Annotated in this window: 11 protein-coding genes; 6 read left to right on the forward strand and 5 right to left on the reverse strand. The window is 53.6% G+C overall.

The features are described from left to right. Nucleotides 1-129 precede the first annotated feature (129 nt). The 4 genes from F1728_RS02605 (at nucleotide 130) to F1728_RS02620 (ending at nucleotide 6,938) form a co-directional block, all read left to right on the forward strand. A complete protein-coding gene (locus tag F1728_RS02605) occupies nucleotides 130-1,305 on the forward strand; it encodes a sialidase family protein (protein ID WP_155362773.1) in 1,176 nt (391 codons plus the stop codon). A 69-nt stretch (nucleotides 1,306-1,374) separates the two neighbouring features. Continuing rightward, the gene (locus F1728_RS02610; protein ID WP_155362774.1) at nucleotides 1,375-5,496 is read left to right on the forward strand and encodes an FAD-dependent oxidoreductase; all 4,122 of its coding nucleotides are present in this window, start codon (nucleotides 1,375-1,377) and stop codon (nucleotides 5,494-5,496) included. Between the two features lie 95 nt (nucleotides 5,497-5,591). Then, nucleotides 5,592-6,326, forward strand: coding sequence for an oxygen-binding di-iron domain-containing protein (locus F1728_RS02615; protein ID WP_155362775.1), 735 nt, complete (start codon nucleotides 5,592-5,594; stop codon nucleotides 6,324-6,326). Between the two features lie 171 nt (nucleotides 6,327-6,497). Then, nucleotides 6,498-6,938 carry a hypothetical protein gene (locus F1728_RS02620; protein ID WP_155362776.1) on the forward strand — a complete coding sequence of 147 codons (441 nt, stop codon included), beginning with the start codon at nucleotides 6,498-6,500 and terminating at the stop codon, nucleotides 6,936-6,938. Between the two features lie 2 nt (nucleotides 6,939-6,940). Here F1728_RS02620 and F1728_RS02625 read toward each other — a convergent pair whose 3' ends face one another. Then, nucleotides 6,941-8,017: an alpha/beta hydrolase fold domain-containing protein gene (locus tag F1728_RS02625; RefSeq protein ID WP_194242653.1), complete on the reverse strand. Its 1,077-nt coding sequence runs from the start codon at nucleotides 8,015-8,017 to the stop codon at nucleotides 6,941-6,943. 403 nt (nucleotides 8,018-8,420) lie between these two features. On the opposite strand from F1728_RS02625, the gene F1728_RS02630 reads away from it, so the two are divergent. Further along, nucleotides 8,421-9,851: a DUF1598 domain-containing protein gene (locus F1728_RS02630; protein WP_155362778.1), complete on the forward strand. Its 1,431-nt coding sequence runs from the start codon at nucleotides 8,421-8,423 to the stop codon at nucleotides 9,849-9,851. A 104-nt stretch (nucleotides 9,852-9,955) separates the two neighbouring features. Then, entirely contained in the window at nucleotides 9,956-11,752 is a 1,797-nt protein-coding gene (locus F1728_RS02635; protein WP_155362779.1) for an arylsulfatase, read from the forward strand. On the opposite strand, the gene hemG (F1728_RS32055) is transcribed toward F1728_RS02635, so the two are convergent. The 4 genes from hemG (F1728_RS32055) to F1728_RS02650 all read right to left on the reverse strand — a co-directional run bounded on the left by hemG (F1728_RS32055) (nucleotide 11,721) and on the right by F1728_RS02650 (nucleotide 15,280). After that, a complete protein-coding gene (gene hemG / locus F1728_RS32055) occupies nucleotides 11,721-12,359 on the reverse strand; it encodes a protoporphyrinogen oxidase (protein ID WP_261344575.1) in 639 nt (212 codons plus the stop codon). The two genes, F1728_RS02635 and hemG (F1728_RS32055), sit on opposite strands and share 32 nt — an antisense overlap. A 2-nt stretch (nucleotides 12,360-12,361) precedes the next feature. Further along, nucleotides 12,362-13,210 carry a protoporphyrinogen oxidase gene (gene hemG / locus F1728_RS32060; protein ID WP_261344503.1) on the reverse strand — a complete coding sequence of 283 codons (849 nt, stop codon included), beginning with the start codon at nucleotides 13,208-13,210 and terminating at the stop codon, nucleotides 12,362-12,364. Between the two features lie 54 nt (nucleotides 13,211-13,264). Beyond that, complete coding sequence (gene hemE, locus F1728_RS02645; protein ID WP_155362780.1) at nucleotides 13,265-14,323, reverse strand: uroporphyrinogen decarboxylase; 1,059 nt, start codon at nucleotides 14,321-14,323, stop codon at nucleotides 13,265-13,267. Between the two features lie 126 nt (nucleotides 14,324-14,449). Further along, the gene (locus F1728_RS02650; protein WP_155362781.1) at nucleotides 14,450-15,280 is read right to left on the reverse strand and encodes a uroporphyrinogen-III synthase; all 831 of its coding nucleotides are present in this window, start codon (nucleotides 15,278-15,280) and stop codon (nucleotides 14,450-14,452) included. Nucleotides 15,281-15,363 lie beyond the last annotated feature (83 nt).

Genomic DNA, 15,363 nt, shown 5'->3' on the forward strand with positions numbered 1-15,363 from the left:
GAGAATCTACATTCACTCAAAAAAGGACGGTTTTTGCTTTGATTTCCAGATCCACTTTTATAATATTACGACATAGATAATAATATCGCAACAATAATATTATTAAACCTTTTTACTGGAAATCAGCCCATGCCCCCTTTTATCCTGCGCCCGGCGAAAACCTGTTCCCTGTTCCTGTTGATAATCTTAAGCCTGCTGCAGACCACTCGAGCAGGCGACCTGCAAAAGACAACGCTGTTTTCCGCCCGGGATGGTGAATATCACCACTACAGAATTCCTGGCATCATCGCCACCAGCAAAGGCACACTGCTCGCTTACTGCGAAGCCCGCAAGACAGCTGGCGACTGGGCCGATATCGATATTTTGATGCGCCGCAGTACCGATGGGGGACAGACCTGGGCAAAGCCACAGGTCATTCACAATGCGAAAGAAGAAACAGTCAACAATGTCGTTGCCTTCAACGATGCCCAGACCGGACAGGTGCATCTCCTCTATTGTGAAAACTATGCCCGCTGTTATTACACCCAAAGTAATGACGACGGACAGACCTTCAGCCCTCGCGTAGAAATCACCCCGGTCTTTGAAGAGTTCCGCAAAGAGTACGACTGGAATGTCATCGCCACCGGTCCCGGACATGGTATTCAACTGCAGAATGGGCGGCTGCTGGTGCCGGTCTGGCTGTCGACCGGAGGGAAGAAACATCGCCCTTCCTGCGTCTCCATAATCTTTAGCGACGATCACGGCAAGACCTGGCACCGCGGCGAGATCATCGTCAACCAGGGGGATCAGATCGCAGCCGAGACGATCCTCAATCCCAGCGAAACGGTTGCAGCCCAGTTGTTTAATGACAAAGTCCTCGTGAATATCCGCACCGAATCGAAGCCGCACCGTCGGTTGATTGCCGTCAGTGAGAACGGCGCGACCGGCTGGTCTGAAAAGCATTTTGACCCACAACTGCTCGAACCGGTCTGCATGGGCAGCATCCTGCGCGTCCCGGCGGGCAAGTCTCAGCCTCAGAATGCCATCGTGTTTGCGAACCCCGATAACCTGGAAGGTTCCAGCAAACGCAGAGGCCCCAACCGGGACCGCAAAAACCTGACACTGCAGGTAAGCTTCAATGACTGCCAGTCCTGGATCGGCAAAAGAGTGCTCGAATCGGGGATCAGTGGCTACAGCGATCTGGCAGCACTTCCGGACGGTACCATTGTCTGCTTCTACGAAGATGGCGGCCTGAAAAATAACGGTTACGACACAACCGGCTTGACAGTGGCTCGATTTCCATTGAAATGGATATTGGAGGATTGAGCCTGTCTGTTGTGATTCATTCGTCCCTCCTCACCGGTTACGCTCACCGAACTCGATTGAAAGTTGATCATGCCTCGTTCCCTCATACCAGTTGTTGTGCTGTTCTACAGCCTCCTTGTAATCCTGTCTCCTCTCTCTGCTGCAGAACCAGACCACAAAGTCGACATCTGTGTCTATGGCGGCACCTCTGGTGGTGTCGTTGCAGCTGTGAAAGCAGCCCGTCTTGGTAAGACCGCCATCCTGATCGAACCGGGCCAGCACCTGGGCGGCATGAGTTCCGGTGGACTCAGCTTCTCCGACATGGGAAAGTCAGCCACAGTGGCTGGCATGGCCCACGAGTTCTACGAACGGATCGGTAAAAAATATGGCAAGCCACTGGAAACACGACTGGAACCGCATATTGCTGAAGCGGTCTTTGAAGAAATGATCAAAGAAGCCGGCGTGAAGGTCATCCGGGGAGAACCACTACAGAAAGTTCAAAAGCAGGGACCACGGATCGTGGAACTGACCACAGAGCAGGGGACTCGCATCGCGGCAGAGATGTTTATCGACTGCACCTACGAAGGCGATCTACTGGCCGCCGCCGGCGTGTCGTATTCGCTGACCCGTGAAGCCAATTCACAATACGACGAAACATTGAACGGCGTACAGTTGTATGAAATTCCTCAAGTCCATTTTGGTAAGTATGACAAAATCGGCCGCCGCAAAGATCGGCGGGGGCTCTGGGATCGTGCCATCCCCCTCGATCCATACAAGATCCCTGGTAAACCGGAAAGCGGTCTGCTGCCCCTGATCGAGGAAGGAGAACTGGGAACAATCGGTGAAGCTGCTCCTGGAGTGCAGGCTTACTGCTTCCGTTTATGTGTCACCGATCAACCGGAGAACCGGATCCCGATCGCGTCTCCTGCCAACTATGATCCGGCCCGTTACGAGATCGTGGCCCGCTATATCGCTGCCTGTGAGAAAGCAGGCGATGATATGGACCTCCGCTGGTTTACCAAGCACGATGCACTCCCCAACGGCAAGTTTGATTTCAACACCGCCTATTTCGGTTTGAACTATGTCGGAGGCAACAAGGGGTACAGTGAAGCCTCACACGCTGAGCGTCAGCAGATTATCAAGGAACACGAAAACTATGCCCGCGGCCTCTTCTACTTTCTGAAGACGGACGAACGCGTTCCGCAGAAAGTACGTGATCAGGTTAGTCGCTACGGGCTCTGCAAAGACGAATTCCAGGACAATGGTGGCTGGCCTCACCAGCTCTATATTCGCGAATCGCGACGGATGGTCTCCGACCTGGTGATGACCGAACATTACTGTCGCCACCAGGTGGTCGCCCCTAAATCAGTCGGCCTGGCCTCGTACGGCATCGACATCCATGAAATCCGCCGAATCGTTCATAATGGAGTGATGGTGCGGGAAGGCAAACTGCTGGGGCACCACAGCACCCGCGGTCCCTATCCGATCGGTTTTGACGCGATCGTCCCCAAAGTGGAAGAATGCGATAACCTGCTGGTCACTTTCGCAATCTCCGCCAGCCACGTCGCTTTTGGCTCAACCCGCATGGAACCGGTGCTGATGATTCTCAGCCAGTCCGCCGCGACCGCCGCCAGCCAGGCCATCGATGTGGGGTGCGCTATTCAGGATGTCAATTACCAGCGTCTCCGCACCCAGCTGCTGGCTGATGGGCAACTGCTCGACTGGCCCTCACCTGTGCAAAACGGGAAGTCGACTGCACGAGTGATCGTAAACGCCGAAACATTGCCTGGCATCGTACTCGACAATTCCGACGCCAAATACACAGGTAGTTGGGCGGAGAGCAACGGTCAGCCTTCACCAATCGGCAGGAACTATTCCCACGATGGAAACAAGGACCGGGGCCAGAAGTCGGCCCGGTTCACTCCCGCGATCAAACAGTCAGGCGACTATGAAGTCCGGCTGATTTATACCTGGCATCCGAACCGTTCCAGTAAAGTTCCGGTGACGATTCAAAGTGCCGACGGCAAGAAAACCATCATTATCAATCAGCGTCAACCAGCGCTGGTCAAACAGGTGCCAGTCTCACTGGGAACCTTTCACTTTGAAGCAGGGCAGCCTGCCTCCGTCACAGTTTCCAACCAGGGGGCCGATGGCTTTGTCGTCGTCGATGGCCTGCAGTTGCTGCTGGTGAAACTCGCTGAAGCAGAACGGGCGGGGAAACGAAAATCGGGATACCCTCAGCTGACGATGGAAGCCAAACCGAAATTCCGTCAGCCCAACGCAGCCCAGGCAGCACAGGTCGCCTTCTCCCCACTGGCGGAAAAAACGCTGCCCCGTACACCCGGTGAATCGACGCGTCACTCCAGCGAGCCGGTTCAGCTGGCACGGTCTGCGGACGCGGATGAAGTCGCCGGGAAATCGTATGACATCGTTGTGGTCGGCGGCACCGGGGGCGGTGTGGCAACAGCCGTCCGGGCGGCCCGCGAAGGGTGTTCGGTCCTGCTGGTACAGCACAACGGGCATATCGGCGGAATGATGACCAACGGTCTGATGCAGTGGGACGCCCTGTATGGCGGGCCGCGTTCCCCGCTGTTCAGCGAGCTGTTGGAAAACATCGAAAACTACTATATCGACACCTTCGGCCGCGACTCGCGCGATCATCAGACCATCCGTTATACTCACGAGAAATATCCGATCGGCTGGGCCGAACCACACGTCGCCGAGCGGGAGTACAACCGGCTGGTTGCGCAGGAGAAAAACATCACTCTACTCCTGCACCACTACCCAACGGACGTCGATCGCCAGGGCTCCCTCATTCAATCAGTCACCCTCTGCCGATACGGCACGCCCGAGACGATTCAGGTGAAGGGAACCACGTTTGTTGATGCCACCTATGAAGGGGATCTGTTCGCGCTGGCCGACGTCCCTTACCGCGTGGGCCGCGAAGCCCGCGATGAATACGACGAGCCACACGCGGGCAAAGTCTTCGTCAACATTGACGGTCATCGGCCAGAGAGCGTCGTGAAAGAGAGGCTCAACATCCGCGTCTATGGTGCCCGTGAGGGGAGCATCGATCCCACCAGCCCATTTTCAGCGGATGGCGCAGTGCAGGCCTATAACTACCGGTTCTGTGTGACTTCAGATCCCGCTAACCGGCTGCCGATCCCAAAACCAGCGAGTTATGATCGTGCAGACTACCTGGACTTTCACCGTCGGTACATCCCGGCGAGCCAGGGGTCAAACCACAAATCACACGTCAACAGCCCGATCATGCCTGGGCAGAACCACGCCTATCCAGAAGCCGACTGGCCGACCCGCGAGAAGATCATCCAGCAACACCTCGACTTCGGCCTGGGACTGATGTGGTTCCTGCAGCACGATGAATCGATCCCTGCCGCCAAACGACAGGAGTACCTCAAATGGGGGCTGCCGAAAGACGAATACGCCGACTATGATCACGTTCCTTACGAAATGTACGTCCGCGAAGCACGGCGGATCGTGGGCCGGCACGTCTTCAACGAAAATGACGGGATGCTGGCGGATGGCTACCATCGCACACCGATCCACCAGGACAGTATCGCGGTGACCGACTGGTACATGGACTCGCACTCCTGCACGACAGATAGCCGCCCCGGCTTCAAATATGACGGCAAACTGATACTGACCGAAGAGTCCCGCCCATCTCAAATTCCGTATCGCGCACTGCTGCCGCAGGGGGTCGACAATCTGCTGGTGCCGGTCTGCCTCTCCGCGACCCACATCGCCTGGGGCGCCATCCGCCTGGAACCGGTCTTTCTCTCCACAGGCGAAGCCGCTGGTTACGCCGCCGCCCTGGCAAAGCAGCAGGGAACCACGCCAGCGGATCTCAATCCCGACCTGCTACTGAAAACGCTGGTCCGCCGCCGGCAGCTGGTCAGTTTCTTCAACGACCTGAAAGTGAACGACTCAGATCCCGCGATCCCCGCCGCCCAGTATTTCGCCACGAAAGGCTTCTTCAACGACTTTAACGCCCGTCTGAACGAACCGCTGACCAAAGCGGTCCGCGCCGTGTGGGAACGCGGGCTGAGACAGCTGGAGCAGGGGACGCTGAATCCCCACCAACTGGCTGCAAAGGTTCAGCAGGCGGAAGAACAAAAATCGCCGACGTCAGGGGAGACGCGCGGGGCATTTTTATTAAAAGCACGGAGCAGAATTGAACCACGGTCTTCCTGAGAATCCGAAACCCAAGTTGACTGTTTTCGCAGTTGAAGTATGATCTGAACGTTTTGATCTTCATTCTCAGAGTGCTCATTCTTCAGGAAGCTGCCATGTTCGACTTCGATACCCCCACCGTTAATGAAATTGCCGCGGATGTGTTTCGGATTGGCTGTTATGCGCCGGCCCTGGATTTGCAGTTTAATTATTTCCTGGTACAGGATGACGCGCCGCTGCTGTTTACGACCGGGTACAAGTCCAGCTTTCCGCTGGTACAGAAAGCGGTTGCGCAGGTAATGGATCCGGCAAAACTACGGTATATCGCCTTCAGTCATTTCGAGTCGGATGAATGCGGGGCGCTCAACCAGTGGCTGGACGTGGCGCCTGAGGCGGAGCCGGTCTGCAGTCTGGTTTCGGCAATGGTGAATATCAATGACTTCGCGATCCGGCCGCCCAAAGGGATGGTCGACGGCGAGCAACTTAACACGGGCAAATATCAGTACCGCTTCTGCTCGACCGCACAGCTGCCGCACGGCTGGGACGCGGGTCTGCTCTATGAAGAGACGCAGGGGACGCTATTCTGTTCGGACCTGTTCCACCAGGGAGGGAATGTGGACGCGCTCACTGAAAGCGATCTATCAGAACAGGTGCTGACGGCGATGCAGCAGATGCAGGCGGGTCCACTGGCCGACTACATCCCTTACACGAAACAGACGGACCGAATTCTCAACCGTCTGGCGGACCTGAAACCCAAAACGCTGGCAATTATGCACGGATCCAGTTTCGCCGGAGACGGTGAACAGGCCTTTCGGGATCTGTCGTCCGCGATGAAAACTGTCTTCGGTTGATGACCGCGAACATTTTCTTCTACCACGAAAGGGATGAAAAACACGAACGTTTCTGTTGGTGAAGAGATCAGGCTGAGAGACGGCAGATTGAAAAAGTGTTTGCACCCTCGAATGAGATCAGTCAGAATGAACCGTGAGAGTCCTTTGGAATGTTTCGCGAGGTTCTACCCAATGCATTCGTCCTTTAAAAAGTTACTGATCCTGTTCTGCCCGTCCGTCGTTTTTCTACTGCTGATGATAATGCTGGTCTACAACAAGCACAGTGCACAGCATGAGCCAACTCCGCTTGAGATCAAAATGGCACAAATTCGACTGGGCACCAGTGTGGAGGACACTGATGCCATCATCGGGACGCCCCCCGACCTCACAAAAGAATCCAGGGGAGTGATTGTTAATTCCACTTTGATGCTGGATGAATCGAATCCAAAGTCAGCTGGTTATGGTCCGCCCCAGGACTATAAACTGCGAACCTGGAAGGGTGAAGAAGTCAGCGTGACAGTCGTGTTTGACCTGGACGAAAAATCTGTCTGCCACTGGTCCTGGTGGAACAACCAGCCCCCTCAGTCTCCCTACGGCCCCTATCGGGTGTTTGAGCGCGTCGGGCTGTTTTGAGTTTATTTCACCTTCGCGAACTGCCTCTGAAAGAACTCCAGCATTTCGCGTTTAGGATTGCGGCCTTTGGCTTCCGGTGTGTAGATAAAGACGTTTTCGATTTCGAGTTCGTTCATCTTTTTCACCAGATCACGCCCGAAGTTGGGATGATGGATACCCTGGCCGGGGCGAGCGTTTGCGGGCAGGGGGCCGTCTGCTTCGCTGTAGACCATGTAGAGTGGTGGATCGTCTTTCGTCAGATGCATGATCGCCGACGATTCGTCGTAGCGTTTCTGCTGTTCCGGAGTGGGATGCAGGGCCTCTTCTGCTGTGTCAACGCCATAAGCTTTGAAAATCGAAGGATGCTCCCAGGCCCGGCCACCTACCAGAGATTTGATTTTAATCGGATCGTATGTGCTCTGTCCGCCAAAGGTGCCCACCGCCTGAATGCGGGTCGATTCGCGTTCAATGGGGTCGTCGCTGTCCGGCTTGGCCAGGTCGTCGTGAAAGGCGATCCACATTGAAATCCCGGCGCCGGCGGAGCCCCCAAAGCAGGCCACCCGCTTCGGGTCAATATTCCACTCCTTGGCTTTACTACGGAGAAACTGCACGGCCCGGGCTCCGTCGCGCTGGGGCTCTGGGAGCAGGACTTTTTTACCGTCAATAAAGCGGTAGTGAATCGCAGCGACGCTGATGCCGGCGTCCAGACACTGCTGTAGAAAGCCGGGATTCACCCGTTTACTGCCTCCCACAAATCCGCCGCCGTGAATGTAGACGACCAGGGGGGTCGGCTGATCGGATTTGGCCTGGTAGAAGTCGAGTACGTTCCGTGCATGGACACCGTATTTCACATCGGCGTGGGTCGGTTTAACAGAATTGACTGGTCTCCCCTGACGTTTCTGCATTTGCTGGCGGTAAGCCCGCGCTTCGTCTCGGGTGAGAATACCATCTTTGTTTTTATCAGCCGCCGGAAAGCGTTTCAACAACTTCTGCAGGCGTTCGTCCGGCTGCGGTTTTTCATCGGCTGCCCAGACTGGATACGAGCTAACCCCAAAGACACAGATGGCGAGGACGCAGAGAGCGAGATTTGTGAAACGCATTTGTAGCATTGAGTCACCCGTTTTCAATAGTTCTAAGAGAGGGAAACGATTCAAGAAAATCGATGGACATTTTAAAGTGCCGTGCTGTTACTTCTCAAGCAAATTCTTTGGCACTATGAATAACGCATACTTTTTCTACCATGACAGACACAAAAAGATTGATTTAAGCCAACCTGGACCGATTCCTTCCACGATTTTGAGCCCCGAGTGAGAGTGTCAGTATTTACTCCAGAACAGAAACAAAATCTATACTAAAGATCGAAAAACGAATCCGGTTCTACCGGGCAAGAATCACAAAACAGGTCTGACTTCGGGGTATCTGGACTGATAGAATAATATAAATCCTCTGGAATTTGCGGGCCGCAATCTGGAACAGCCCTGACAGGGCGGAAAGCGCTGGTTGATGAAAGTCCTCTCTTACCTCCGAAATAAACGAAGACATATCCGGTTCGGAACCATGCTCTGTCTGATGATCAGCCTCACTTCAGTCAGTCTGGCTCAGACGAATAACGGGGGCAACAATAACGGTAACAACACCAATAACCAGAACAACAATCAGAATGCCGGTGGGATCACCATTGATGCGAATGGTGTCATTTCTGCGCCGTTTCAGATCACGTTGAACAGCAAGCAACTAAACCAGAAACGGTTACAGGCCCTGGCGGCCCAGGCTCTGCCTGCAGACATCAATCAAAATTCGGAGTTCCGCAAGGTTTCGCTGGTGCAGTTGGAGAAAGTCTGCCAGGAATATAAAAACAAAAATGAGCCACTGGCCCCCGAGGTGCAATATCTGGCAGGGTTGTGGCGAATTGATTATCTGTTTGTCGATCGGGAGAACCATGACCTGGTGATCGCTGGCCCGGCAGAGGGCTTTGCATCGAATGCGCAGAACCGGGTGGTCTGTGTGAATTCAGGGAGGCCACCAATCCGGCTGGACGATTTGGTAGTGGCACTGCAATCGCAGGAACAAGACCTGGTGACTGGTTGTTCGTTTGATGCGAAACAGGAAAACCTGGCGAGGATGCATGAATACATTCGCAGAACAAACAATGCCTCTTCGACGGCGACCGCGGTAACCCGTTTCCGCACCATGGCTCAGATCCTGGGAATGCAGGACGTGACCGTGACAGGAGTGCCGGCGGGTTCTCATTATGCCCGGGTACTGGTTGAAGCAGACTACATGCTGAAACGAATTTCGATTGGCCTGGAGCCCTCGGGAATTCGTGAGATCAAAAGTCATCTCGCGACCCTGCGGGGTGGAGGCAACAGCACTCAGCGATGGTGGTTCACCCCCCTCTATGATGCATTCACAACCACAGCAGACCGGGATGCATTTCAGTTCTCCGGACAGCGATTACAGATGATGTCCCAGGAGGAGTTCGTTAGCCAGGCAGGCCAGCGAACAGAAGCCTCAGAAACCCGAAATTCAACAACCCGGTATGCGCAGCAGTTTACAAAACATTTCGCAAAACTGGCAGACCTGCACCCCACATTTGCCGAACTCCAGTCAATCACTGACCTCACCGTGCTAGCGGCATTAATCCGGAAAGAACGACTCGACGACCAGGTGGGATGGAATCATCGGTTCTTTCTTGCTGAATCCGATTATCTGGTCCCCCAGGGAAATATTCCCACACAAGTACCAACGGCGATGAATTATAAGAAGGCAGGGCGTTTGATGATTTGCCTGGTCGGAGGTGGTGTGACGATCAATGCTCGATCGGTACTGCGTCAGACCGAGTTTGTAACGATACGGGATGATTCACTGACTGAACGAAAGCAGTCAGTCCAACGGGGGGCAGGTGACCTGAAATCCCGCTGGTGGTGGGATTGACGTTCGACATGTGATACGTTTTACTGAAACTGATTCTCCTCACCCTCCAGACTCTTCTGGCCAACTGAAATCAACACGATCTATTAAAAGAAACTGAATTCATAATGAGACGCGCTTACTTATTAACTCTATTCTGTTTTCTAGTCTGTTCCTTCGTTTTGTCGAACAGAACTCTCCTCTTTGCGGCGAAACCTAATGTGCTGTTGATTATGACTGATGACCAGGGATGGGGGGACGTCCAGCTGCATGATAATCCGTTGATTGAGACGCCAAACCAGGATCTACTGGCGCAACAGGGAGCCCAATTTGAGCGGTTCTTTGTTTCGCCCGTCTGTGCCCCGACTCGAGCCGCCCTCTTGACTGGACGCTATAGTCTGCGGACGGGCGTGCACGGTGTGACCCGCGGTTTCGAGAACATGCGCGGGGAAGAGGTCACGATTGCTGAGATTCTGAAATCAGACGGATATGCAACCGGTGCCTTTGGGAAATGGCATAACGGGCGACATTATCCGATGCATCCCAATGGCCAGGGATTTGACGAGTTCTTCGGTTTCTGTGGAGGTCACTGGAACAGTTATTTCGACACGAACCTGGAACATAATCGACAGCCGGTTAAAACACAGGGCTACATCACAGATGTGCTGACTGACAAGGCGATCGATTTCATCAAACAAAACCAGGAACAGCCGTTCTTCTGTTACGTCCCCTATAACGCACCGCATTCGCCCTGGATCGTTCCAGAGAAATACTGGAACAAGTATGCCGACAAAGGTCTGGATGACAAAGCACGTTGTGCCTACGCAATGGTAGATTGTGTGGATGAGAATCTGGGCCGATTACTCAAAATCCTGGATGAGTTGAAGCTGGCTGACAACACCATTGTGCTGTTTCTGACAGACAACGGTCCGAACAGCAATCGGTACAATGGTGATATGCGCGGTCGCAAGGGCTCGATCCACGAGGGAGGTATTCGCGTACCGCTGTTCGTACGGTACCCGGGAAAAATCGAGCCTGGGACAGTCGTCAAGCCGATCGCCGCGCACATTGACATTCTGCCAACGCTGCTGGAATTCTGTGACGTGGAGTCAACATCTGGAGTTCCCGTGGATGGCAAAAGCCTTGTGCCGCTGTTGACCAAGTCTGCTGAAGCGAAGTGGCCAGACAGAATGCTGTTTGTCGATCGTCTATTCCGCAACTCGATTCCGGGAACGGAGCTTCCCGTCGGGTCAGTGCGTACCGACCGCTGGCGAGCCGCATATGAGCGAAACAAGTGGAGCCTGTACGACATGCAAGCTGACCCAGGGGAGAAAATCGACGTCTCTAAAGAGAACCCGAAGGCTCTGGATCGTCTTAAGACAGCTTACAGTAAGTGGTTTCAGGATGTATCAGAACTCGGCTTTGAGCCGATACCTATTCCTGTAGGACATCCAAAAACATCGACAACATCTCTGCCAGCAAATGAATCATTTCTGAAGCCGGAAGCCGGGCAGGGAATTAACTACAGTGGCAAAGGACACAATGGTTACGCTAACAGCTGGATCGAAGACTGGACCGACACTGGAGCAAATGCGGTCTGGCACCTGGAAGTAATAACGCCAGGAACTTATACAGCAACTCTGAAATACACCTGTGCCAAAACTGATGTGGGTTGCCAGATTGCCGTGGAAACCGGTGATCAGAGTCTGAGTGCGACAATTTCCAAGCCTCACGACCCGCCCAAGGTTGGAAACCAGGATCGGGTTGAGCAGTCAGATAACTATCAGCGAAAAGACTGGGCGGAGCTCAAGCTAGGCACATTGGAACTGAAAAAAGGCACCTGCGATCTCAAGCTCACAGGCATCAAAAAGCCAGGCAATGAATTGATCGACGTTAAGGGGCTTGAGCTGATGCGTCTGCAGTGAGAGTAAGCATGAGCCGCTCTGCGGCGTCCTCTGCACTCTGAATCGAATCAGGAATGCCAACACCACGGTAGGCGTTACCGGCCAGTTCCAGCCCAGGATAGCGTGAGGCCTGTTGTTCGATCTGCTCGACCAGTTCCAGATGCCCAAGATGATACTGGGGCATGGATTGATTGTGCCTGAGCAACTTAGAGAACAGAGGCTTGCCCTGCAGTCCCAGGATATCGTCGAGTTCGCTGCGCACAATTTCCTGCAGTTCCTCGTCGGTGTGTTCCAGCATTTCTGACTGCATGGCACCGCCGATAAAAGTACGCAGCTGAATACAATCTTCCGGCGCCCGACCAAGAAACTTACGACTGGCGAATGCCACTGCGAATATTTTGCGTTTCTCTGCAGCAGGAATCACCAGACCAAAAGCGCGGAGCGGATGTTTGATATCCGAGAGCTTATAAATATTAACGAGGATTGCAGTAGACGCATATTCAATCTGCGCAAGCAGGCTGGAAAGTTCGGGAGCGAAACCGGTGATCATGCTCGCCGCCTGATGCGTGGGCGCTGCGATTAAAACGGCGTCGAAATGCTGCGTTTGAGCAGTCCCCTTTGAGGCCATGGTCACCTCATATCCCCCCCCGCCGAAGGCACAACATGGGTAACACAATGTTCATAGAGGATTGTTCCCCGCTCGGAGACACGCTCTGCCAGAGTGCGTGTCAGCGTTTGCATACCTCCTTTGAACGCAGCAAACAGACCATAACGGGCACCTGTGGCATCGGACTGGGAGCGGGCTGCTTTCTTCTGATGCCGGGCGGCTTTGATCAGGCTGCGATGATCCCGTTCCATGTCCAGGAAGCGTGGGAGTGTCGCCCGCAAGCTTAGCTTCTCCGGATCGGAGGTATAAATACCGGCCACCAGCGGCTGCACGAGACGTGTCAGAGCTTCTTTACCAAAACGGCGGGTTACGAAATGGGCAAGACTTTCATCGTCCTGGTCGAGACCGTTTGAGCTGTGTCGACGAGGCAGAAAGTATTCCAGCCCCATGCGAATTTTCCCCCACAAGCTCAGCAACGGAGTACGCAGCATAGGGAGCATGCGCGAGGGGGTCATCAGTTCGAACCCGAGTGGGACAGGCACTGTTAACCCTCGACTCAATACGAGTGCTCCACGGTAACGGGTATCAGTGGAAATCAGCTGATCTACCAATCCCAGACGCTTACAGAGATTGATGCCTGCCGGTTTGTTGGTAATAAACATGTCGGCACCGGTATCGATCAGGTAATCCCCCTGATCGATAGTCCCGATCCACCCACCAGATTCTGGTTGCGATTCGAAAAGGGTCACTTCCACAGGCTGCTGCTGCTCATCAGACAGTTCCAGAATATGATGTGCAGCAGATAGACCGGACACTCCACCACCAATCACGGCGATGCGTTTTACTGCTGTTGAAGGATTGGAGTCAGTCATGAGGTCGTTCAATATCAACAGGACAACAAAAAGAACTTATTTCAGGCCAAACAGTTATCTGCAGCCGAGTTCATGGACCATTTCAACAAGCGTTTTGACTTTGTCTGGATTCATATCAGGCATCACGCCATGTCCGAGGTTAAAGATATGGCCGTTGCGACCGCCGGCGGCATCGAGGACGGACTTTGCTTTCTGCTTGAGAACCGGCAGATCGGCATAGAGAGCAATCGGATCCAGATTTCCCTGAACGGCTACCTCTGGACCGAGGATTTCCCAGGCATCTGCGAGGTTAATTCGCCAGTCGAGCCCAAAGACCTGACCGCCGGTCTGCTTCTGCAGTGGGATCAGGGCGGGGTTCCCTGTCATGAAGTTAATGACAGGAGCATGATCCTGTACCCCGGCTACCAGCTTCGCGGTATAAGGCTGAACGTACCGCTGATAATCTTCAGGGGAAAGACAGCCAGCCCAGCTATCGAAGATCTGTACGGCTTGGCATCCGGCTGTGATCTGACGTTGCAGATAGATGATGAGGTTGTCAACGAAGCGGTTCATCAGGGCATCCCAGGCAACCGGATCGTTATACATAATCTGCTTGGTACGTCGGTAATTTTTTGAACTTCCCCCTTCGATGGCATAGCTCGCCAGGGTAAAGGGGCAGCCGGCAAAACCGAGCAGAGGAATATTTTTCGGCAAGTCGGCACGGATCAGCTTGACGGCATCAAAGACAAATTCCAGGCAGTTCATATCAGCGATATCTGTCAGACGATCAACCTGGGAAGATTCCTGAATCGGATTGTGAATGACTGGGCCTTCGCCTTTGACATATTCCAGATTCAAGCCCATCGGCTCGAGAATCGGCAGTAAATCAGCGAACAGGATGGCAGCATCCACCCCCAGTACACTCTGTGCAGTGAGAGTGACTTCAGCTGCGAGTTCGGGAGTTTTACAGAGTTCAATGAAGGTGACCCGATTGCGAACTTCCATGTATTCCGGCAGATAACGCCCTGCCTGTCGCATGATCCAGATGGGGGTGGTATCAACGGGCTCGCGACGGACAGCCTTCATAAACCGACTGTTTTGACAATAGGCTGTATCAGCCTGCGGCGAATTCATTCTATTTCTTTCCGGTACGTAACGTATTGAGTATATCTATCAGGTGGGAATATTCTATCAGGTAGGTCGGTCTTCTGAAATTCAGGGCAGCATCGATTCCGGAATCAGGTCAGGAGACTGGATGAGTCATTTTTTCCGGGCCAGGATTTCAGGAGCAGATTCTAAGGCCCCTTTAACCAGCGGCCCCATTTTAGGTGGGCTCGATTCGTAGTCGATAGGGAGCCCCTCCTGATTCAGGGCCTCAGAGCAGGCGGGACCGACTGAAGCGATCATGGCTCTGGCTGCTGCAATGAGCCATTTATCGCGGACTTGTTCCTCTTCAGCAATCTGCAGAACATGAGACACCTGCTGTGCACTCGTGAACATCAGGATGTCAAAATCTCCTCTGATCGTCGCATGAACTGCATTTCGTAGCCCGGAAGTATCTTCAGGAAGCGCCCAGCGATAGACGGTCACCGGCATCACCTGGGCTCCCCGGTTTCGGAGTTCGTCATAAAATTCCTGAACCGGCTTTCCGTATTCCTGAACGACAATGTGCTTACCGGTCACGGAGAATTCTTTTTCATCCCAGATCGAAATAATTTCGTGCCAGGTATTGGGTTCCGGGGCGGAATAATGAATGGGAACTTCCCAGTTGCGAAGTACAACAGTTGGCTTAGGCCCGCGCACCGTCACAATTGTTTTTCGCAAAGTGTCGAGAACCTTTTCCCGGGGATAATATGCCTCTGCAGCCTGAAGCAGAGCTGTAGCTCCGACTCCGGTCAGAAAGACAATCACATCGATTTCACCACGAAACAACCGTTCGCAAAACGCTTTAACCTGCGCATTGTCTTCCAATGGGATTTCATCCATGGAGTGCACCAGAGTAGGAATCCCCTGATTGCGTTTGATCAGAGCCTGCATGGCGTCCTGTTTTCGACTTTCAAAACTACAGACGCGTAAACGGGGAGCATTCATAGAGCGAGTTTCACTGTAAACGTAAACAAAAGAGGGTGGCTGTGCAGTTATTATAGAGCGCGCAACAGAGACATTGAATGACC

Origin of the sequence: Gimesia benthica (assembly GCF_009720525.1) — a bacterium.
GTDB lineage: Bacteria > Planctomycetota > Planctomycetia > Planctomycetales > Planctomycetaceae > Gimesia > Gimesia benthica.

Excerpts from the sequence above, each read along its gene's own strand:
- F1728_RS02610 (WP_155362774.1), top strand. The coding sequence starts at position 1,375 with ATGCCTCGTTCCCTCATACCAGTTGTTGTGCTGTTCTACAGCCTCCTT.
- F1728_RS02625 (WP_194242653.1), bottom strand. The coding sequence starts at position 8,017 with ATGCGTTTCACAAATCTCGCTCTCTGCGTCCTCGCCATCTGTGTCTTT.
- F1728_RS02620 (WP_155362776.1), top strand. The coding sequence starts at position 6,498 with ATGCATTCGTCCTTTAAAAAGTTACTGATCCTGTTCTGCCCGTCCGTC.
- hemG (WP_261344575.1), bottom strand. The coding sequence starts at position 12,359 with ATGGCCTCAAAGGGGACTGCTCAAACGCAGCATTTCGACGCCGTTTTA.
- F1728_RS02650 (WP_155362781.1), bottom strand. The coding sequence starts at position 15,280 with ATGAATGCTCCCCGTTTACGCGTCTGTAGTTTTGAAAGTCGAAAACAG.
- F1728_RS02615 (WP_155362775.1), top strand. The coding sequence starts at position 5,592 with ATGTTCGACTTCGATACCCCCACCGTTAATGAAATTGCCGCGGATGTG.
- hemE (WP_155362780.1), bottom strand. The coding sequence starts at position 14,323 with ATGAATTCGCCGCAGGCTGATACAGCCTATTGTCAAAACAGTCGGTTT.
- F1728_RS02630 (WP_155362778.1), top strand. The coding sequence starts at position 8,421 with ATGAAAGTCCTCTCTTACCTCCGAAATAAACGAAGACATATCCGGTTC.
- F1728_RS02605 (WP_155362773.1), top strand. The coding sequence starts at position 130 with ATGCCCCCTTTTATCCTGCGCCCGGCGAAAACCTGTTCCCTGTTCCTG.
- F1728_RS02635 (WP_155362779.1), top strand. The coding sequence starts at position 9,956 with ATGAGACGCGCTTACTTATTAACTCTATTCTGTTTTCTAGTCTGTTCC.
- hemG (WP_261344503.1), bottom strand. The coding sequence starts at position 13,210 with ATGACTGACTCCAATCCTTCAACAGCAGTAAAACGCATCGCCGTGATT.